Consider the following 20,698-nt stretch of genomic DNA (forward strand, 5'->3'; position numbering starts at 1 on the left):
ACGACAAGAAGCAAGCGCCCTGCTATGATTTGACGGCAAATAGAGGGCTTTCCGATGACCCAAACAGCTGCTGTCAGTGTTGCAAGCCAAGTCCGTAAGCTTGCTAAAGAAAACAAGGTCACTGCTGGACGTGACGGCATGAGTCGTATGGCCGTGAGCATTACCCGTTTGGCTGGCGATGTCGTCGAGCTGGATGGCATCGAACAGTTGCTCGTCAATCTCAAGAGAAAAGGCGTTCTAAGCAAGTCTGAAATCCTGGCGCTCCAAGGGCGTTATCTTCAGGAAAGGCGTGCACAGAAACGTAGCGCATGACTTTTGATCCATTCGGCGACTTCGAAACTGCTGGATATCTTCAAAATTCGCTGCAACTGAAAGATCCCACTGAAGTAAAAGAGTCAGAGCATCTTTCGTTCGAATTGAGTATCGAAGATGCACTTGCCTATTTGGCCAAGAAAAAGCCAATCGATTACAAGACTGTACTCAAAGTTCACGAAATCCTGTTCTCCGGCTTCTATCACTGGGCAGGAAAAGACCGGAACGAGCTTGTCCCTCACCTCGCGGTCTTCAAGGGCTCCTACGACGATCCCCGAAGCACCGTCTTCGAGCGTCCGGACTCCATCAAAATATCTGTCGACTATGCGCTAAAGCTGGCAGCAGACAAGAAACGCTTCAGAGCCCATCCCGGCGGAGTAATGGGCCAGCTGGCTTTCGCACACCCCTTCCTGGACGGCAATGGGCGCACAATTCTATTAGTCTTCATGGAACTCTGTTATCGGGCCGAGTTCGCCATTGACTGGTCAAGGACAAGCAAAGACGACTACCTGCGGGCACTCAGCGATGAGATCCGAGAGCCTCGCGAGAGGCATCTCGATAACTACCTCAACCCGTTCGTAGTCGATATATCCAGTCGTGACGAATGGCCAGAGACCATTAGTGGTATCAGAGGTCTGGATGGCCTGGACAAGGAAGACATCACATACGAGAACCTGGACAACCCGCGAGTCCAGCAAATCTACAAGACATACCGAGCCCAACCGCTCGACGCCCCTGCGCCTCCTGAGTCGGATGGCTGAAGAGGCGAGCTTGCTCTCGATGAATCCCGGCGAGCCACTTGAAAGACCTAGGCCTTAGGCTTGGCCTTCCTCGGCTTCAAATACTTGGTCAACCCCTGAAACCAGATCACCAGCGCCGGGTTGCCCTTGATCTGAATCGACTTGTCCTGAATCCCCGTCATAAACGCCAATTGTCTGTTCTTCGCCTGCATCGTGGCAAAGCCATACGCCGCGTCTTTAAACGCAATCGCAAACGCCGGCTCGGCATACACGCCCGACTTGCTGGTAATGCGCTGATCCTTCACAAAGAAATGCCGCGCCACTTTCCCGTCCAGGGTCTGTAATTGGAATACAAGTTCCTTCTCACCCAACTGCTGCTGAAACGCAGGGTTCGTGCGACTGGCCTTACCCATCAACAAACCCAGCATCCACAGAAGAAAACGAAATTTCATGCGCACAGCCTCAAAAGGAAAATGAACGACCGGCGCAGTGTAGCGGCTTCAAGCAAAAACGCCACAATCGGCTTTCGTTAGAAGAAGATGAACCACTTTTCCAGCATAATGACCGCCAAGTCACGTTTTATTCGTTACCTGCCACCTGATCATTGCCACGCTCCGCGTGGGAATGCCCCCGTGATACTCCGCATCACATCCAACACCGACGTCTTCTCCGATTGCCTGTTCCCCGTTTGGGAGTCATCCATTACGCCCGGAGTCGCAAACATTGCAGCCAGGCGTCCATGGCGGCACGCGCTAATGTGTCATGTAATTGCGCGGCAGTGATCGTTCGCTCTGCGGCATCAAAAGCCAGCGCCGTTCGCAGGGCTGGCCAGCAGTGTTTCGGTAGGTGTCGGGGTGGGTGCAGCTCACGATCGAGGTGAGCATCGCGGGCCTCGGTCGAGGGCAAGCGGCGGAACGGGTGTTTGCCGCCCGCCAATTCGTAGATCACGCAGGCCACGCCGTACACGTCCGCGCTGGCTGACAGCAGCTGGCCTTCGAGCAGTTCGGGGGCGGCGTAGCCGGGGGTCCAGGCGTTGAAGCGGTTGCGGCTCAGATGCGGCAGGCCGGGCAAGATGCCCTCTTCCACCTGGCCGAGGCCGAAGTCGAACAGGCGCACGCCTTCTTCGCTGAGCATGACGTTGCTCGGCTTCATGTCGCCATGCAGCACGCCGCGAGCGTGGGCGTAGGCCAGCGCATCGAGCAGCGGCAGCGCGATGTCGCGCAGTTCTTTCCACGGCAGGCCCAGGGGCCGCTCGCAGAGTAATTTATCCAGGGTCAACCCACGCATGAGTTCCATGGTGATGAAGGCGCGCTGACGGTCGGTGTCCACTTCAAAGGTGTGCAAACGCAGTACATTGTTATGGCGCAGTCGTCGGGTCAGGGCGAACTCGCTGTAGAGCAAGGCACTGGCGTCCGGCGATTCGGCAAATTCTTCGCTGAGGATTTTCAGCGCGAGGTAAGGGTCGGGGTCGCCGAACTGTTCGCTCAACAAGTCCCGTGCACGGTAAACCGCGCCCATGCCCCCGGCGCCGAGCAGGCGCTCGATGCGGTAACGCCCCGCCAGCACGTCGGGCAGTTCACCGACGCTGGCCTTGGTCGGGGCCAGCGCAGGCTCAGCCTTATGCGGCTTTCCGTTTAAAGGCTTGGCGAAGGCGAAGTAAGTCAGGTTATTGGCTTCTTCCTCGGCCACCAGCAGGTCGTCGATTAGGGGCATGAATTCAGTCATTGGCGGATCACCACGGCAGTCAGGTTGTCCCGGGCCGAGCCACGCAGCGCGCCGTCGAACAGACGCTCCAGCGCAACGTGTGGCGCGGTCAGGCTCAAGGCGTTGCCTAGGGCATCGCTGCTCAGCCCTTGATACAAACCGTCGCTGCACAACAGAAACGCATCGCCGGGATAGACTTCGAGTTCGAGCACGTCCAGCGTCAGTTGCTCGGCAGCGCCGACCGCACGGGTCAGCGCATGAGCGGCAGGATGCGCACGAGCGTCTTCGACACTCATGTTCTGCTCGTCGATCAATTGCTGTTGCAGCGAATGGTCCTTGGACAGCTGATACAAACGCTGGCCGCGCCACAGGTAGCAACGGCTGTCGCCGGCCCAGATGCAGGCCGCGCGATTGACTTCCACCAGCAGCGCCACCACGGTGCTGCCCATGATGCTGTCATGGCGCCCGGCGGTGACAGTCAACTCCTGACCCAAGCGGCGGTTGAGCCAGTGCAGGCACTGGCGAATACCTTTGAGTCGTTCGTCGAAGTCATTCTGTACCGGCAATTGCGCCAGGCTGGCGACGATCAACTGGCTGGCGATGTCGCCACCCTGATGACCGCCCATGCCGTCCGCGACCACCCACAGCCCCTGCTGCGGGCAGTCGAGAAAAGCATCTTCGTTGCGCGCCCGAACCTTGCCCGGATCGGTACGCGCAGCGCTGCGCCAGGGACTGGCAACCCGCATCAGAGCTGCGCCGGCATACGGAAAGTACGCAGTACGCCCATGTCGAACGGATTCGGCATGCGCTGGCTCGACAGCAAGTAGTTGGCGCGCAGGCCACCCACGTCAGCCTTCAGCACCAGCACGTCGCGACCGGTCAGGTACTCGGTCTGCATCAGGTCGAACAGACGGAACAGCGACCATGGGCCGGTGTTCTTCTCGATGCCGATCGGGCGGCCAGCCATTTTGTCGAGGACCAGGCTGGTGCGACCGTCTTCAGCGTCGGTCGGCCATTTGAACGACACCGGCACGATCGGGCCGTGGCGGTATTCGATGGTCTTATCGCCAAACTTGAACTCGGAACGGCTGACGGCCGGGTCGAGGGTGTACGGCTCCAGTTTGAACTGCACTTGCGGCTCGGCCGGGTTGATCGAGAAGAAGCTCTGGCGGATCACTTTTGCCGCGGCCATCTGGTCGAGGTAGACCTTGGAGATCGGCATGCTGTGACCGTCAACGCTGCGCAGGCGGTAGTGGCCGGGATCGCCACTGACGAACGGACGCAAGTAATTCTCGAAGAAGCGGTCGGCGATGCCCTGGGCCTTGAAGAACTCACGGAAATCGCTGATCGCGACGTCACTGTTGCTGTGGGCGCTGAACGGGTAACGCTTGTTGATCGCCTTGCCGTAGAAGCTGTACAGCTCGCTCTGATAACGCTGGTTCAGGTACTGGTAGGAATCGTTGAGCACCAGACGCCAGGTGTCTTCAGCCAATACGTTGAACCACACGCTCACCGGACGCGGCAGACGGTTCGACGCGTTGCGCAAGTTGCTCAACGCATCACGCTGGCCGCTCATGCGAGTCTTGGCCATTTCGAACGCAGCCTGCTCCGGCGCGCTGGCACGGGCCAGGCTCGACAGTTGCAGTTGCAGGTCGTTGAGCGCTGTCAGCGCCGGGGTCAAATCAGCCGCCGGGCCGTTGTTGTCATCCAGCAAACGGTGCAGCGGTTCGAAGCGACGTTGCAGGGATTTTTTCGCGGTGTCCGGGAGGTTCTTGGCCATATCCGACGCTTTGTCAGCGGCAGCCGCCGCGAGTTTGCCGAGCTTGCCACCCTTCTCGCCCAGTTTCTCTGCCGCAGCGGCGGTTTCATCAGCGCGGTCTGCAATCACCTGGAAACGGGTGTTCTTGCGCACTTCTACCAGCAGTTGCAGCACGGGGGAGTTGGCGGAAGTCAGGCCAGCCAATTGCTCGGCGCCTTCACCGGCATCGATGATCGGCGGCAATGCCACCTGGCCGACCGCTTCGCTCCAGAAGTTGGCGTAGTCGCGAAAGTACAGCTGCTCCAGTTCGACCATCAGGCGACGCAAGTCCATGCCGCTGATGCCCGAACCTTCGCCCAGTACCCAGTTATCACGCAGGATGTCGGTAACCAGCGCATTGCCCTGGACCGAGAAATACTGCTGATAACCCTGTCGGGTGTAGAACCCCGGAATCACGTAATCGGTGCCGACAAACAGTGCACCCTGTGAACCCAGGTGTTGACTTAAACGGTACTCCGGCAGATGACGAGCCTGCTCGCGCAGCATCCGGTAAACCACGTTGGCCAGCGACTCGCTGCGCAACACCTGACGCGCTTGAGCCACCAGTTGATCGTTCAGCGGGTAGATAAATGGCTGCTTGAGCAAACGCTCGAAATGGATGTTCAAGCCATTCTGCACTGCCGTATTGCCGGCGTAGCGCAGGGACCAATCAGTGGCGACCCAATCCTTGAGCCAAGCGGCATCGCGGCGATCTTTCATGTTCACCATCAGGTACGCACGCAAGCTGTTGAGCAAGCGTTCGCGGTCCCTCATGTTGGCGCGGATTTGCCCTTCCAGCAGCGTTGCTACCCGTGGCAGCAGTTGCGCTTCGAGCTCACGCTCATAGGCGCTCTTGACCACCGGATTGACGTCTTCACCTTGGTACAGGCCGCCGCGCTCGTGGTACGACACGTCACCTTTGTTCGGGAAGACCTGGGTCGCCATATAGCGGATGTCGAGGGTTTTGAGCACCGCCATGGAGTCATCCCGCGCAGTCAGGGCCGAGCGTTGCTGATTCCAGTTTTGTGTCAGGGAACGCAGGTTTTCCAGACGTTCATAGTTGGCCGAGAAACCGCCAGCCCACAGTATGCCGAACAGCGCCAATGCCGCCAGTGCACCTACGTACAACGCACGTTGGCCCCAATGGATGCGACTGCGTTCGCGCTTGTCCAGACCGGCCAGATCGGCTTCGGGGAAAATCACTCGGCTGAGCACATGGTGAATGAAGCGCGAACGGCCGCTGCGCAGGGTCGGCAGCACGCCAGCGTTCATGCCCAGGTTCGCGCCGATGCCGGCTGTGGTCTGGTCCATTTCTTGAATCAGATGCGGTGCGCTGGTCAGGTAGAAACCACGCAACTGGCTGACACGCTGGTAGCGGTTGCCGGTGAACGCCATGTCGACGAACAGGCACAGGCGCTCGCCGATCTGCCCTAATTGATGCGGGAAGTCGAGGATGCGGCCACGTCGCTGGGTGTCGCGCTCCTGATGCATGCGCATGATCACCTGGCTGTTGAGGCGACGCAGCAGCTCTTCGAACTCGGCGCGCAGCACGGCCACGTCAGTACCGCTCTGCTCTTTGCGGAAGCTGGTGCCGAGTACCTGATCGCTTTCTTCGCGGGTCAGTTGATCGAAGAATTCGTCGAAACCGAGCAAGCGATCGGCCTTGCTCAACACCAGATAAATCGGCACATCGACGTGGAGTTTCTGATGCACGTCTTGCAGACGTGCACGCACCTGGCGGGCAAGAATCTCAATGTCTTGCTCGCTGCCACCGGTGAGGGTTTCCACCGCAATGGTCACCAGCACGCCGTTCAACGGACGGTTGCGGCGATGCTTGCGCAGCAGGTCGAGCAAGGTGCTCCAGGCGCTGCCATCGACTTCGGTATTCGGCTGGGTCAGGTAATGTCCAGCGGTGTCGATCAGCACGCCGTGGTCGGCGAAGTACCAGTCGCAATGCCGAGTGCCGAGGGTGTCACGGGTGAGTTTGCGGTCGATCTTGTTGATCGGGAACTCCAGACCCGAGAAGTCCAACAGGCTGGTTTTGCCGCTGCCCTGCGGGCCGATTAACAAGTACCACGGCAAATCACTGCGCCAGCGTTCGCTGCGACCGCGATACAGGCTCGAGGTCTTCAGGGTTTTCAGGGCGTCCTTGAAACGCACCTTCAACTCTTTCTGCTCTTCGTCGATCAGCCCTTCACGACGGATACGGTCCTGGCCGTCTTCGGTTTCTTCGATGGCCTTTTTGCGCACACCGGCGCGCCAGCTGACGAATACCATGGCCAGGCCCCAGATCAGGAACAGCACACTGATGCACAGCAGGCGGGCGGTCGAACCTTCCCAGAACTTGTAGTCATTGACCGCCAGCAACGGCCCGACGAACCACACCAGCAGCGCGACAAAGAGCGCCAGCAGCAGGGTCCAGACCCAGGTCTGGCGCAGGAAGGCGCCGACTTTCTTGAATAACTTTTTCATCACACGTCCCTGTTTACGGCTGCGACTGCGGCTGGACCGCGGCCGGATCTAGCGGCGGATAAGGTTGCAGAACGGTTTCGCGTTGCTCACCCAGTACCCAGGCGAAGCCCGAATACATCACCACCAGGCAGACCAAGGTGAACAGCACCACCATCCACGCCGGCACGATGCGCACCAGACTGCGGCGCTGATCGTTCAAGCCTTCCCAATGCGGCGATAGCTCACGAGGCACGTCGCCGCGCAGTTGACGAATCTGCCGGTACAAGGCGTCTCGGATGCCTTCGAGTTCGAGCATGCCGCGCGCTTGCACCCGGTATTTGCCTTCAAAACCGAGGGACAGGCACAGGTACATCAGCTCCAGCATCGGCAGGTGCTTGACCGGGTTTTTCGACAGGCGATCCAGTAGCTGGAAGAACTTCTCGCCACCGAAGGTTTCGTTGTGGAAGCTGCTGAGCAGACTCATCTGCGACCACTCGCTTTCATTGCCCCACCGCGTGGTGACAACGGCTTCGTCGACCACGGTGCAGAGCAAGTAACGGGCGGTCATCATCTGGCTGTTTTCAGCGCCGTTGTGCAGCGCACGCACCTCAAACAGCTTGAGCCCGGCGGTTAGTCGCTCGTTCAGCGCGTACAGGTCTTCGCGGGTATCGCTGTGCTTGAGCCGCACCACTTCCGACAGCAAGTCGGACGCCGCCGCCACCAGCGAGTTGAGGCTGATATTGAACGCTTCGGCCGGGCGCAAACGCGCGGCGTAGATCATCCGTTCTTCCAGCTGTTCGAAACGCGGCGGTGCAGCGAAGTCAGTCAGTGGACTCGACGCCGGGCCGTGGCCCTGACGGTCGAGCAGGACAGTTTTGTCGTCCAGGTTGTGCTCCATGTCCTTGATCATGTCGGTCAGTTCCTGATGGCCCAGAATTTCAATTCAAGCTCGGCGAATTCGCCGGACACGTGGAACGCAAAGCCGCCAGAGCGCTCGAGTTGCGCCAGGTCTTCGGAACTGAGCTCGAGGATGAAATAGGTTTTGTTGGAGTGGAACGCGATCTGCCTCGGGGCCACCGGCAACGGTTTGACCTTGATGCCCGGCAGGTGCAGATTGACCAGTTGGCGGATGCGCTCCACCGGGCCGACCTTGAGGTGCGCCGGCAAGCGATGGCGCAGTTCTTCGGAGTCGCAGTTGGCACTGGCCGCGAGCACGAACGAGGCCGAGCCCAGCAGTTTGTGGTCGTGCAACGGCGACACGATGATCCCGTACTGACGCGCTTGCAGCACCAGTTCGATGGCGTGCTGTTCGAGCACCATCGACAGCACCTGACGAATCGCTTCCATCAGTTTGCGGAAGCTCGTGCCCTGGTCGCTGTGCTGGTAATGGCTGTCCAGACGCGGGCGTTTGCTGTCGCTGGAAAACGTCGCCAGATCGCCGAGCAGGGTCAGCAGTGTGCGGTACAACGCTTCCGGGTGAACCTGTTCCAGGTCAAGATAGTGGCGCAACAGCATTTCGGTGCGGTTGATCAGTTGCAGCATCATGAAGTCGCCGACTTCGGCGCCACCGACCTTGCCGTTGGAACGAATCCGGTCGGCGATGGTGTCGCCCCGGTGGCCGAGCATGCTGATCACTTCTTTCAGACACGACAGCAAGTAACTGGACGAATGCGCCTGAATGTAGGTCGGCACGAAGCCCGGGGCGAGGCTGATCACGCCGTCGGGCGTGGTGTCGAGCACTTCGCAGATCTTCAGCTTCACGTAGGCCTGATCGCTCAGCTGCTCGCCGAGCAACAGCTTGAAGTCCGGACGGGCGCAGCTGACCTGGCTGGCGAAATCGTCGCCGGCGTTGGAGTCGGCCACTTCTGCTTCGTACGCGGTATAGCGCGCCAGCACGTCGGATTGCTCCGGGCGGCGAGACTCGATGTGGTTACCGGTCACCAGTGGCAGCGCCAGGTAGATTGGCGTGTTGCTCGTGTTCGGCGGCACATCCAGCGCCAACGGTTCGGCGTTACCGCCGAGTTCGAACAGGCTGCCGTCCGGCAAAATTCCCGAGGCCTGGTTGATCACCAGTTTGCCCATGTTGAGGAACTGCAAGTCGATTTCCAGGCTAAGGAAGCCCCAGGTGTAGCTGCCCAGCAACTGGGTGCGGATCTTCATCTGGTGGTCGTAGTAACGATCGTTGTGCTGGAAGTGCTGCGGTCGCAGCAGCATGCCTTCCTGCCAAATGACTTTATGGGTATTCATGATCAGTCATCCGCCTTGGCGAGCGTATCGTGGGTGTTGCGGATGCCGGCCTGATCGAGGGTCAGGTCAGCGGCGGCGACTTCCACCGGCGTGATTTGCACCGTGTAGCGCCATTTGGTTTCCGGCAGGTCGCGGTAGGCCGCCAGCACGCCGACGTAACGGCTGCCCTCTTCCACGCTGAGTTTGAGCTCAACGGTTTCACCCGGGCGCAGCTCGAGTTCTTCGCTGGCCACCAGGTCCGGGGCCAGGGACTCCTTGGCGCGTTCGTAGAGGCTGAAGAAATCGGCATTCTCGAAAGCCACCGGGTGCTTGAGTTCGAACAGGCGCACGACAATCGGCGACGGACGACCGTTGAGGTCCGGGTTCAGCTGATCGCTGGCGGTCAGCTTCAGGTTGAGCTTGGTCACGGTGGAATACGGCGACAGCGATGAGCAACCGGCCAACAGCACGAGGGCAGTGAGCGCAGTCAGCGTCTTGAAAAAAGCGGTCGAGCAGCGAGACATGCGCATCATCCTTGGTGGTCGGTGTGAAGGGTGGAAATCAGGCGGATCTGTTCTTCGTAGGCCTGGGCAAAGTCGCGGGCCAGCAGGCGTTCGCTCCAGTCATCGTCCTGACGCAGGGCCTGGTGATAACGCCCGTAAGCTCTCCAGCGACTGCCAGAGGTGACGAGCAACGGCTTGTTGTCGCGCTCGAAACGCAGGGTCAACTGTTGCGGCGAGAAGTGCTCCAGGGTGCCGCGAACAGCGGCGCGACTGGCGGTCAGTAACGCCACCTGATGCGCCTGCAAATCGCGGAACGCACGGGAGAGAGCTTGCTCGGCCGGCAACTGACCCGGCTTGTTGCCCTGCAACAGAATGCCCAGCGCTTCGCCGGCATCGACAGCGAACTTCAGCGGGTTCTTGTGGGTGCCTTGCGCGGTGGTCTGGGCCAGGCGCAGTTCATTTTTCAGTTCACTGCGGGTACGCAGGCTCTGTTGCAAACCACCGACGCTTTGTTTGAGCAGGCGCGCAGCGTTCAGCGCCAAGGCTTCGCGGGCGTCGTGGTCCAGGCCTTTGAGGTCCACGCCCAGCCCTGCACCGAAGTGCTCCCAGAAACCTTCGCTCTGACGTTCGACCGCTTGCGGCGTCGGTGCTAGCTCTGCCGGAGCGTCGATCAACTCCGGGACCATCAGGCTTTCCATGTCGATGCGCGCGTAGTCGGCACGCTGACGGGGGTCTTCGATAGTGGTGCTCGGGGAAATCAGTTCGTCGATTTCCGAGTACACACGCTCTTGCTGGTCGAGGGCATTCAGCGGGTCGAGGTCGAGGAACGCATCGTCCGGAATAGTGCTGCCCGCCGCTTGCGGACGACCGACTTCGCCGTCGAAGGTCGCCGGGGCGCGCACCAGTTGCGCACGGATCTCGAAGTCACCCAGCACATACACGCTGCCGTGCTCGATGCGCATCGGCTCGCCCTTGCGCAAGCGCGCGCCGCTTTCACTGTCCTGAATACCGTTGCTACTGGTATCGGTCAGGAAAAACGTACCTTCGCGGTAGCTGATCGCCGCGTGGTGGTTGGACAGGTGACGCTTGCGGTCGGGGATGATCCAGTCACAATCCTCGCCCCGGCCAATTACGCCACCGGCCTCTTTGAAGGTCTTCTGGCACAAATCCGTGGGCACGAACTGCTTGGTGTTCAGCATTTCGAAAACCAGTTCCATGATGATGCTCCTTGCAGTCACTTGCCGCGATTGACCGCCTGCGGATCACCCAATGGGCGATAGGTGTTGTCGTTGTATTTGTAATTGCCGCTACAGCCGCCGAGGCCGCATAGAACGACGAGGGTCAGCAGGACGGCTTGCCAGTGACGAACAGACATCAGAGGGTCTCCAGGGGTAGACAAAGCACGAAGCACCGACCCGTTTGGGCGGCGCTATCAGAAGCGAATGGGGTAAGGTCGAGCGCTCTAGTCCAGGGATTTGACACCGGACTCTGTGGCGAGGAAGCAAGCTCCCTCGCCACAGGATTTCGCCGCTCAAAAATGGGGTCAGCCATCGAAGTCACCCAAATTGATATTCAGGCGTCCGAGGCGGTACAGCAGCGTGCGGCGCGGCAGGCCTAGTTCGCGGGCGGCGAGAGTCTGGTTGCCGTCGTTCTTGCGCAGGCAATCGAGCAACAGACTGCGTTCGACCTGCTCCAGGCGTTTACGCAGGTTCAAACCGCCGTTGTCTTCCGGCATGGCTTCCATGCGCAGGGAAAAGTGCTCGACCAGCAACTCGCCGTCTTCGCACAGCAATACCGCGCGTTCGACCAGACCTTTGAGTTCACGAACGTTACCGGGGAAAGCGTAACCGGACAGGTGATCCAGCGCCGCGTCGGACCAACGCACCGCATCACGTTGCAGAAACGCGCAAGCCTTGTCGGCGAAGTGCCGCGCCAGGTCGAGGATGTCGCCTTCACGCTGACGCAGCGCCGGTAGCTCGATCGGGAACTGCACGAGGCGGTAGTACAAGTCCTCACGGAATTTGCCTTCGTTGACCAGCACCGCCAAATCCCGGTGAGTCGCGGCAATGATGCGCACGTCGATCTTGTGGGTGTCGTTGGAGCCCAGTGGACGGATCTCGCCTTCCTGCAACACCCGCAGCAATTTGGCTTGCAGGGACAACGGCATGTCGCCGATTTCATCGAGCAACAAGGTGCCGCCATTGGCCGCGTCGAACAGCCCGGCACGGTCACGGTCGGCACCGGTAAAGGCGCCTTTACGGTAGCCGAACAGCTCGCTTTCCAGCAGGTTCTCGGGGAACGCCGCGCAATTCTGCACGATGAATGACTGGGAGCGTCGCGGGCCGCAGTCGTGAATCGCCCGCGCGACCACTTCCTTGCCGGTGCCGGTTTCGCCGCGCAACAGCACGGTGTACGGGCTGTGCAGGACTTTGCTGATCAGCGAACAGGTCTGGCGCATCGCCGCGCTCTTGCCAATCAAGCCATAACCGCTGGCGCTCGGGACACTGACCGGCGCCGGTCGAACATCGCCGCTCGGCTGACGCAAACGCTGCAGCAAGTGCAATTGGCCGTGTACGAACGAGCCCAATTGACCGAGGGAATCGGCAAAGCCGTGTAGGTCGATGTGGCGGCGACTGGCGCACAACAACAAACCTTCGACAGCCTTCTGCCGATTGACCAGCGGCACGCACAGCAGCGACTGCCAGGGCGTGGCCTGCGGTGGCAGGAAACTGGTTTCGTACAAGCTGCCGCTCAGCTCGCCAAGGCACACCACACGGTTCTGGCACAGGGCGAATTGCAGCAGTTGTTCACCGTTGTAATCCGTCGGCAGGCTCGCCCCTTCCCGGGGTTGCAGAATGCCATCCAGGCACTCGGCATTCATCCCCAGGCAGGTATGGGTAGCGTCCAGTAAATACAATTGCGTCAGCTCGCAACCGCTGAGTTCGGCCAACCCGCGCACGAAGTGCCCCAGCAGCGCGGCACCGTCCGCTGCGTGCGACAGGGTGGCGAATTGCGCCAGCAAGGCTTCGGCATAGGCCAGTGGTTGCGGCACTTGAGTGAACATCACACCCACCTCAGGCGAACTCGCACATTACGCTGGCGTCGCCGTCGAGCGTCGCATGCACACGCTTGAGGCTTTCACCGGTGGCCATTGCATCGAGCAAGCGGTCAGCCACCAACGGCAGCACGTGCAGGTCAAGCAAATGGTCGATCAAGCGCGCGCCGCTATCGCTTTGGGTGCAGCGTTCGGCCAGGTGATCGACGAGGTCCTGGGAGTAGGTGAAGTCCAGCTGACGACGGTTCAGCCGCTCGCCCAAACGACCGAGTTTGATTTCGATGAGCTCGCGCAACACCGGGCCACCGACCGGGTAGTAAGGCACCACAAGCATGCGTGCCAGCAGCGCCGGTTTGAAGTGCTGGCTGAGCACCGGGCGAATAGTTTCTTCGAGGACTTCGGCGGTTGGCCGCGCGCCGTTTTCGCAGAGTTCGCTGATGCGGTCGCTGCCCAGGTTCGAGGTCATCAGGATCAGCGTGTTGCGGAAGTCGATCTCGCGCCCTTCACCGTCGTTGGCCACGCCTTTGTCGAAGATTTGGTAGAACAGGTTCAGCACGTCCGGGTCGGCTTTTTCGACTTCATCGAGCAACACCACCGAGTACGGCTTTTGACGCACCGCTTCGGTGAGCATGCCACCCTCGCCGTAACCGACGTAGCCCGGCGGCGCACCGATCAGACGTGAGACGGTGTGCTTCTCCTGGAACTCGGACATGTTGATGGTGGTGATGAAGCGATCACCGCCGTACAGCAAATCGGCGAGGGCCAGTGCGGTTTCGGTTTTGCCCACACCGCTCGGGCCGACCAGCAGGAACACACCGACCGGTGCATCAGGCTTGTTCAGGCCAGCAGCGGTGGCGCGCATTGAACGGTCGAGGGCATGAACCGCTTGTTCCTGACCACGAATGCGGGTGCGCAGGTCGGTGGCGAAACTCGCGACCTTGGCGTTGTGTTCGCGGGCCAGTTGCGCCAATGGGACACCGGTCCAGGCGCTGATCACTTCGGCCACCAGACGCGGGCAGACTTCGAAACTCACCAGACGCTCTTTGACTTGCAACTCGGTCAGGGTGCAATGGGTTTGGTTGAGGGCGGCTTCCAGCGACTCGACGCTTTGCGCTTCATCCACGGTCGCTTCGACGGTTTCGATTACAGCGCCTTCGGCGTCTTCTTCAACCGTGATGGTTGGTTCGACGATAGCGGCTTCACGGGCCTTGGCCAGTTGCTGACGCAAGTCCAGCAAACGCTCGGCCAATGCTTTCTGCTCGGTCCAGAGGGTTTCCAGCGCGACCATTTCTTCTTCGGCGCCGGCCAGGCGATCTTCCAGAGCGTCGAGAGCTTCGTGATCGATCAGCAGACCGGCCTCGGCGTCACGACGCAAGGCCTGACGCTGACGGCCACCTTCGGCCAGTTCGCCACGCAGGCGTTCCAGACTTTCCGGGGCGGCGGCGAGGCTGATGCGTACTCGAGCGCAAGCGGTATCGAGTACGTCGACGGCTTTGTCTGGCAACTGACGACCCGCCAGGTAACGGGCAGACAACTCGGCCGCCGCAACCACCGCGTCATCGCGCAGGTAGATGCCGTGACTCTTCTCGTAGACTTGAGCCAGGCCCCGCAGGATGGTCACTGCTTCGCTGGCGGTCGGTTCATGCAGTTGCACCGGTTGGAAGCGACGGGCCAGGGCCGGGTCTTTCTCGAAGTATTTCTTGTACTCCGCCCACGTGGTGGCCGCGATGGTGCGCAACTCGCCACGGGCCAGAGCCGGTTTCAGCAAATTGGCTGCGTCGGAACCACCGGCGTTGCCACCCGCGCCGATCAGGGTGTGGGCTTCGTCGATAAACAGGATGATTGGTTTCGACGAGGCTTTGACTTCGTCGATCACGCCTTTGAGGCGACGTTCGAATTCACCTTTGACGCTGGCGCCAGCTTGCAGCAGACCCATGTCCAGCGACAGCAACTCGACGCCTTTGAGTACCTGTGGGACTTCACCGGTCGAAATACGCGAGGCCAGACCTTCGACGATCGCGGTTTTACCGACGCCGGCTTCACCGACCACAATCGGGTTGTTTTTACGCCGACGGGCGAGGATGTCGACCATCTGCCGGATCGTGCCATCGCGGCACAGCACCGGGTCGAGTTTGCCGTCGCGGGCCTGTTGGGTCAGGTTGTGAGTGAAGCGTTGCAGCAGCGATTCGCCGGGTACGGCGGGTTTGCCGTTGGCCGGTTGTTCTTTCTGCGACAGGGCGAATTCTTTCAGGCGCTCGATGTTTAGCTTGGCCAGCAACGATAGATAGCGGCTGCCGGCGTAACGCATCGGGTTACGCAGCAGGGCGAGGATCAACGCGGCATGCTCGACTTGGCTCTGGCCCAATTCGAGGTTGGCCACCAGCAAGGCGTCTTGCAGCCATTGCACCAGTTCCGGGGCGAACACCGGGTTGCGCGAGGCGCTGTGCTCGACCCGCGATTGCAGCGCGACGTTCAGCTCACCGGCATCCACTTCGGCATCTTGCAGCGCCCGTGCGAGCAGGCCTTGCGGGCGCTCCAACAGGCCCAGTAGCAAGTCTTCGACGAGGATCTTGCTGCCGCCACGGGCGACGCAACGTTCGGCAGAACTTTCCAGGTCACGACGGGTTTCGGCGTCCAGGGCCTGGATAAGTTGTTGCAGGTCTACGTTGATCATGTGTCATCTGTCCTTAATGGATTTTGCTACCCAGGGTCACCACGCCGTCCGCTTTTTCGCGGCCAAGCCAACTGGTCCAGCCCAGGTGACAGGCGTTCTGCTCACCGATGCGCAGTTCGCGGATTTCTTCCTGGCGCAATACCAGGCGAATGTCGTAATCCAGTGGATCACGCAGGGTGAACCGCACCAGCGCACACAGCGGCTGGTAACCGAAACCGATCGGCAGGAATTCGTGAAAGCATTGCCAGTCGAGCTCACGGATATGAATGCGGAACTTGCCACTGCGATCACGCACGTGTTCGCCCAGCACCAGGTCTTCGCCGAGCAGGCTATTGGCGCGTCCCAGGCGATTGCGCTGTTCGTCGAGGATTTCGACGCGGCGCTCGATGCATTGCTCGATAGTCAATTCGGCGTGTTTGAAGTAGTAACGCAGCACCGCTTCGATCAACGCCGCCGAGTGCGCCCGCAAGCTGAGCAGGCCGAGGTAGGGCAACAGACGTTTCCAGTTCAGCTCCTGAGCCTTGCGGATCTCTTCGCCACCGAGGCCGATCAAGGCAAACAGCTGCTCCGAAAACGGATCGAGGGCACCGCTCTGGAAGCTGGCGCAGTAGCGGTATTTACGCCAGATCGGCAGCATCAACCGTTGCAGGCGATGGTGAAACAGGTCGAGAAAATTGCGCGTCGGGTTGCCGTCTTCGCTATCGCCCAGGGCCTGTTCGCCATAGAACGCCGGCAGCGGCGAACCGGAACCGACCAGACCGATCAGGTTGAAACGCAGACGCGCACGCATCTGCCCGTGCTCTTTGAAAAACTCCACGCGATCAACGTCGCTGCCAGGGAAACCCAGGCTCGGATTGGCCTGGAATTCCAGCTGGTCGTACAGGTCGTCTTCGCTCAGGTGCGGGTGTGCATCGCGCAGCCGGTCAATGACCAGCAGCACGGCCTGAAACAGCGAGTACTCGCGTATTACCCGGGTCAGCCCGCTTAAAGCAGGGGCTGCAGGCCCATACGGGGTGTCCATTGGTACACCTCTCCCTGTGTGCTTTTTACCCGCAGCTCGTGGTACGAATTGAGACTGGCGTAAAGCGCGAAAAACTCGTTAAGAACCGAAGCGAACACAAACAGGTCGCCCTCGCCGATATACCCTTTCGGGTCGATGGTCAGATCGGTGCGCAACCCGCGAACCGGCAACCCTCGGTGCAATCTGTCGACATGCTGGTGCCTGATCGACGTGAGCCCGCCCAGCAGACGCTTGCTGACTTTTTCGGCGTGTTGGTCGTAGTAACGCGGCAGGTCGTAGGTTTCGAGAATCACTTTCAACGCATTGACGTCGGCCAGCGACAGATAGTTGAGCGACATATTGCTGATCAGCTTCCAGAGGAAGTCACGGTTCAGCGGCGGCGCGAAACTTGAAGTAGCCGGGGTGATGTTGCGGAAGCTCAAAAACTCCGGCGTGTTTTCACAGGCCATGCAAATGTCGCCGAGCTTGAGCTTGCGCGGCAGGTTCTGGTTGGTGCACATCAGCTCGATCGACAAGGTTTCGTGGGCTTCGGTGTGGCGAATACCGAAGCTCAGGTAAGTGTCGAGGCCGTCGTGCAGCAAGGACGAGCGCTGGCGGATGCTGTAATACGGGCGGCTGGTGGGCACGTCGAAACTCGGGTCGTGCTCGAAGGATTCGAACGGCACGTATTCCTGATAACCGAGACCGCCCGGCTTCCAGCCGGTCACTGTTTCCACCGAGAACACGCCGCAGTTTTCCAGATCGTATTCGGTCGGTAGCAGCAGGTACTCGTCCTGTTTGCCATCGAGGCGAATGGGCAGCGCATCGTGCTTGAACAGGTTCACGATCGGCGTGCAGTAGAGCTTCACGTTGTCCAGGGTCGGACGCATGCGCATGATGCCGCTCTTGCGAATATCGAAGCGCAACTCCAGGCCGCGCATCTGCTTCAAAGTGTTTTCCGGCAAGGCCTTGAGCAGGTCCAGTCCATTGACATCGACGAAGAGAAATTTGTCCTGGAAGGCGAAATATTCCTGCAAATAGCGATAGCCGCGGAAGGTGTTCAACGGATACGGGATCAACGCTTCTTCTTCGGCAAAACCCACCGGCTGCACGCGGCTGCCGGGCATCTTGAACACCATCGGCTGGCCGTTCACCCCGTCAATGGCCTTGCCGGCGCCGTCCAGCGGAATCAGCTCGATGCCTTCGAGGTTGCGCAACAGGCTCAGGTAAAGCATCTGGCTGATGTAGCGCTCACCGGCAAAGTGCAGACGCAAGCGACTCAACTCCAGTTCGCCGAGATGGCCATCAGCGCTCATTTCCAGGCGCAGGCTCAACAGCGAACCGTCGCCCTTCACCGAGTAAGTCAGCGCGGTCAGATCCAGCGGCAACACCTCGGTCGGATAGCATGTGCGAAAACGGCAACGCATGTCATCGACCGGCACACTTTCCACCGGCGTATTACGCTCGACCCTCAACGCAGGACCGGAACGCTCCAACGGGTCGAACTGCAAAATACTGAACGCCGGCAATGGCCGCATATAGTTCGGCCACAGCAACTGCATCAGCGAATGGCTCAGCTCCGGCAACTCGTCATCGAGCTTCTGGCGCAAGCGGCCGGTCAGGAACGCGAAGCCCTCCAGCAACCGCTCCACATCCGGATCCCGCCCGGCCTGACCGAGGAAAGGCGCCAGCGCCGGACTACGCTCGGCGAATCGACGACCTAACTGGCGAAGTGCGGTGAGCTCGCTTTGGTAGTAGTGGTTAAAGGACACGGGGGGTTACCTGTAAGTCGTTAGCTGACATTGACTTGACCGCTGCCATCCAGACACGCGGCGAAACTGACCTGGCGCTTGAAGCCCTCAACTTCCAGCAGGCCTTCGATGCGGAAGGACAGGCGAAGCTGATCGTTGTCACGCGGCTGGGAGATGACACGCACATTGCTCAGGCGCGGTTCGTAGGCTTTGATGAAGCTTTCGATGGCCTGGCGGGCCTGACTCAGGGAGTCGTGCAGGCTCAGGCGCATGTCATTGAGATCGGGTAGCCCGTAATCGGACAGCGTTTGTACGCTGCCCGCACGGGTGCTGAGCATCTTGGCCAGATGGGCAGCCACCGACGCCATGGCGCAAACCTCACGGCTCCAGCCGACGCGTTTGTCCGCATCGCCACCCAGGCGTTCGAAAAGGCTGCCGTATCCAGTCATGAGTCGCTCCGTTTACTCTTTGTCCAGCTTGCCAACCAGCGACAGGGTGAAATCGGCACCCATGTACTTGAAGTGCGGGCGCACGTTCAGGCTGACGCGGTACCAGCCAGGTTCGCCTTCAACGTCGCTGACGATGATCTGGGCAGCGCGCAGTGGACGACGGCCACGGACTTCGGCGCTTGGGTTTTCCTGGTCGGCCACGTACTGGCGGATCCACTTGTTGAGTTCCAGCTCAAGGTCGGTACGTTCTTTCCACGAACCGAGTTGCTCGCGCTGCAGCACTTTCAAGTAGTGAGCCAGGCGGTTGACGATCATCATGTACGGCAGTTGGGTGCCGAGCTTGTAGTTCAGCTCTGCGACCTTGCCTTCGGCGCTGATGCCGAAGGACTTGGGCTTCTGCACCGAGCTGGCTGAGAAAAACGCCGCGTTGTCGGAGCCTTTACGCATGGTCAGGGAGATGAAACCCTCCTCGGCCAGTTCGTATTCACGGCGGTCGCTGACCAGGACCTCGGTAGGGATCTTGGTTTCGATTTCGCCCATGCTTTCGAAGTGGTGCAACGGCAGGTCTTCAACTGCGCCACCGCTCTGTGGGCCGATGATGTTCGGGCACCAGCGGAATTTGGCAAAGCTGTCGGTCAGCTTGGTGCCGAACGCGTAAGCGGTATTGCCCCACAGGTAGTGCTCGTGGCTGTTGGCGACGGTTTCTTTGTACACGAACGATTTGACCGGGTTTTCTTCCGGGTCGTATGGGTTGCGCAGCAGGAATCGCGGCACGGTCAGGCCAACGTAGCGGGAGTCTTCCGACTGGCGGAAGCTCTGCCATTTGGCGAAATGCGGGCCTTCGAAGTGATCTTTCAAATCCTTCAGGTCCGGCAGACCGGTGAAGCTTTCCAGGCCGAAGAATTTCGGGCCGGCAGCCGCGATGAACGGTGCGTGCGACATGCAGGCAACGCTGGACACGTACTGCATCAGTTTCACGTCCGGCGAGCTTGGGGACATATAGTAGTTGGCAATGATCGCGCCCACAGGCTGACCACCGAACTGACCGTATTCAGCGGTGTAAATGTGCTTGTACAGGCCCGACTGCATCACTTCCGGCGAATCTTCGAAGTCGTCCAGGAGGTCGTCCTTGGAGACGTTGAGGATTTCGATCTTGATGTTTTCTCGGAAGTTGGTGCGGTCGACCAGCAGCTGCAGGCCACGCCACGACGACTCCAGGGACTGGAAGTCTGGGTGGTGCAGGATTTCGTCCATCTGACGGCTGAGCTTGGCATCGATCTCGGCGATCATGCGGTCGACCATGGCCTTCTTGACCGGCTCGCCATTGTTCTGCGGCTTGAGCAGCTCTTCGATGAACGCCGACACACCACGTTTGGCAATGTCGTAGGCTTCGTCATCCGGGGTCAGGCGGGTTTCGGCGATGATGCTGTCGAGAATGCTGTATTCGCCGTTCTCGTTGCTCTTTTGCTGTGCTGCGCTAGTGCTCATTGTTGGCTTCCTTGGCTGATCAGGGCTCAGACGTCTTGGGCTGCGGCGTTCAAGCCCAGCTCACCCAGTACGCGACCGCGAGATTCGTCGTCGGCGAGCACGCCTTCGATGGCTTTGCGGAACGCAGGCGCGTTACCCAGCGGGCCTTTGAGGGCCACTAGCGCGTCGCGCAGCTCCATCAGTTTTTTCAGTTCAGGCACTTGCTCGACCAGCGAGGCCGGGTTGAAATCCTTCATCGAGTTGACGCGCAGCTGCACGGCCAGTTCTTCAGTGTCGCTTGCTTCCTGAAGACGGTTCGGCACGCTCAGCGTCAGGCTCAGCTCTTGCTTGGCCAGCACTTCGTCGAAAGTCATCTTGTCGATGCTGATCGGCTTGCGATCTTCGACTTTGCGTTCGTCCTTGCGATGGGTGTAGTCACCGATTGCCAGTAGTTTCAGCGGCAGTTCAATCTCTTCCTGAGTACCGCCGATGGCGGGTTTGAAGGTGACGTTGATGCGTTCCTTGGGGGCTACCGAGCCTTCTTTGGCCATGGCTTTTCTCCTTGCGG

General features: G+C 60.0%; 18 protein-coding genes. 2 read left to right on the top strand and 16 right to left on the bottom strand.

The window, feature by feature from the left end:
- Window positions 1–54 precede the first annotated feature (54 nt).
- Together LOY56_RS25980 and LOY56_RS25985 are read left to right on the top strand one after the other, a co-directional pair.
- Window positions 55–312, top strand: coding sequence for a hypothetical protein (locus LOY56_RS25980; protein ID WP_123357408.1), 258 nt, complete (start codon window positions 55–57; stop codon window positions 310–312).
- Window positions 309–1,073, top strand: a complete 765-nt coding sequence (locus tag LOY56_RS25985; RefSeq protein ID WP_258618176.1) for a Fic family protein — start codon at window positions 309–311, stop codon at window positions 1,071–1,073. The genes LOY56_RS25980 and LOY56_RS25985 overlap by 4 nt, the downstream gene beginning before the upstream one ends.
- Window positions 1,074–1,120: 47 nt before the next feature.
- On the opposite strand, the gene LOY56_RS25990 is transcribed toward LOY56_RS25985, so the two are convergent.
- The 16 genes from LOY56_RS25990 to tssB all read right to left on the bottom strand — a co-directional run bounded on the left by LOY56_RS25990 (window position 1,121) and on the right by tssB (window position 20,681).
- Window positions 1,121–1,504, bottom strand: coding sequence for a helicase (locus LOY56_RS25990; RefSeq protein ID WP_258618177.1), 384 nt, complete (start codon window positions 1,502–1,504; stop codon window positions 1,121–1,123).
- 250 nt (window positions 1,505–1,754) lie between these two features.
- A complete protein-coding gene (locus LOY56_RS25995; protein ID WP_258618178.1) occupies window positions 1,755–2,777 on the bottom strand; it encodes a serine/threonine-protein kinase in 1,023 nt (340 codons plus the stop codon).
- On the bottom strand, window positions 2,774–3,502 hold the full coding sequence (locus LOY56_RS26000; protein ID WP_258618179.1) for a PP2C family serine/threonine-protein phosphatase: 729 nt from the start codon (window positions 3,500–3,502) through the stop codon (window positions 2,774–2,776). Before LOY56_RS26000 ends, LOY56_RS25995 begins: the two co-directional genes overlap by 4 nt.
- Window positions 3,502–7,026 carry a type VI secretion system membrane subunit TssM gene (gene tssM / locus LOY56_RS26005; RefSeq protein ID WP_258618180.1) on the bottom strand — a complete coding sequence of 1,175 codons (3,525 nt, stop codon included), beginning with the start codon at window positions 7,024–7,026 and terminating at the stop codon, window positions 3,502–3,504. Before tssM ends, LOY56_RS26000 begins: the two co-directional genes overlap by 1 nt.
- 13 nt (window positions 7,027–7,039) lie before the next feature.
- Complete coding sequence (gene icmH, locus LOY56_RS26010; RefSeq protein ID WP_258618181.1) at window positions 7,040–7,915, bottom strand: type IVB secretion system protein IcmH/DotU; 876 nt, start codon at window positions 7,913–7,915, stop codon at window positions 7,040–7,042.
- 5 nt (window positions 7,916–7,920) lie between these two features.
- A complete protein-coding gene (gene tssK, locus LOY56_RS26015; protein WP_258618182.1) occupies window positions 7,921–9,252 on the bottom strand; it encodes a type VI secretion system baseplate subunit TssK in 1,332 nt (443 codons plus the stop codon).
- Between the two features lie 2 nt (window positions 9,253–9,254).
- Window positions 9,255–9,755 (bottom strand): type VI secretion system lipoprotein TssJ, encoded by a 501-nt coding sequence (tssJ, locus tag LOY56_RS26020; protein WP_258618183.1) that lies wholly within the window; start codon window positions 9,753–9,755, stop codon window positions 9,255–9,257.
- A gap of 5 nt (window positions 9,756–9,760) precedes the next feature.
- Entirely contained in the window at window positions 9,761–10,951 is a 1,191-nt protein-coding gene (gene tagH / locus LOY56_RS26025; RefSeq protein ID WP_258618184.1) for a type VI secretion system-associated FHA domain protein TagH, read from the bottom strand.
- A gap of 17 nt (window positions 10,952–10,968) precedes the next feature.
- The gene (locus LOY56_RS26030; RefSeq protein ID WP_008150087.1) at window positions 10,969–11,109 is read right to left on the bottom strand and encodes a hypothetical protein; all 141 of its coding nucleotides are present in this window, start codon (window positions 11,107–11,109) and stop codon (window positions 10,969–10,971) included.
- Between the two features lie 168 nt (window positions 11,110–11,277).
- Entirely contained in the window at window positions 11,278–12,798 is a 1,521-nt protein-coding gene (locus LOY56_RS26035; RefSeq protein WP_258618188.1) for a sigma-54-dependent Fis family transcriptional regulator, read from the bottom strand.
- A 10-nt stretch (window positions 12,799–12,808) separates the two neighbouring features.
- Window positions 12,809–15,463, bottom strand: coding sequence for a type VI secretion system ATPase TssH (tssH, locus tag LOY56_RS26040; RefSeq protein WP_258618196.1), 2,655 nt, complete (start codon window positions 15,461–15,463; stop codon window positions 12,809–12,811).
- 13 nt (window positions 15,464–15,476) lie between these two features.
- Window positions 15,477–16,484, bottom strand: a complete 1,008-nt coding sequence (tssG, locus tag LOY56_RS26045) for a type VI secretion system baseplate subunit TssG (RefSeq protein WP_258618203.1) — start codon at window positions 16,482–16,484, stop codon at window positions 15,477–15,479.
- On the bottom strand, window positions 16,448–18,235 hold the full coding sequence (gene tssF / locus LOY56_RS26050) for a type VI secretion system baseplate subunit TssF (protein WP_258618210.1): 1,788 nt from the start codon (window positions 18,233–18,235) through the stop codon (window positions 16,448–16,450). The genes tssG and tssF overlap by 37 nt, the downstream gene beginning before the upstream one ends.
- Window positions 18,236–18,255: 20 nt before the next feature.
- A complete protein-coding gene (gene tssE, locus LOY56_RS26055) occupies window positions 18,256–18,663 on the bottom strand; it encodes a type VI secretion system baseplate subunit TssE (protein ID WP_258618211.1) in 408 nt (135 codons plus the stop codon).
- A gap of 12 nt (window positions 18,664–18,675) precedes the next feature.
- Window positions 18,676–20,151, bottom strand: a complete 1,476-nt coding sequence (gene tssC / locus LOY56_RS26060) for a type VI secretion system contractile sheath large subunit (RefSeq protein WP_258618212.1) — start codon at window positions 20,149–20,151, stop codon at window positions 18,676–18,678.
- A gap of 26 nt (window positions 20,152–20,177) precedes the next feature.
- Complete coding sequence (gene tssB, locus LOY56_RS26065) at window positions 20,178–20,681, bottom strand: type VI secretion system contractile sheath small subunit (protein WP_258618214.1); 504 nt, start codon at window positions 20,679–20,681, stop codon at window positions 20,178–20,180.
- Between the last annotated feature and the right edge of the window lie 17 nt (window positions 20,682–20,698).

Origin of the sequence: Pseudomonas sp. B21-048 (assembly GCF_024748615.1) — a bacterium.
GTDB lineage: Bacteria > Pseudomonadota > Gammaproteobacteria > Pseudomonadales > Pseudomonadaceae > Aquipseudomonas.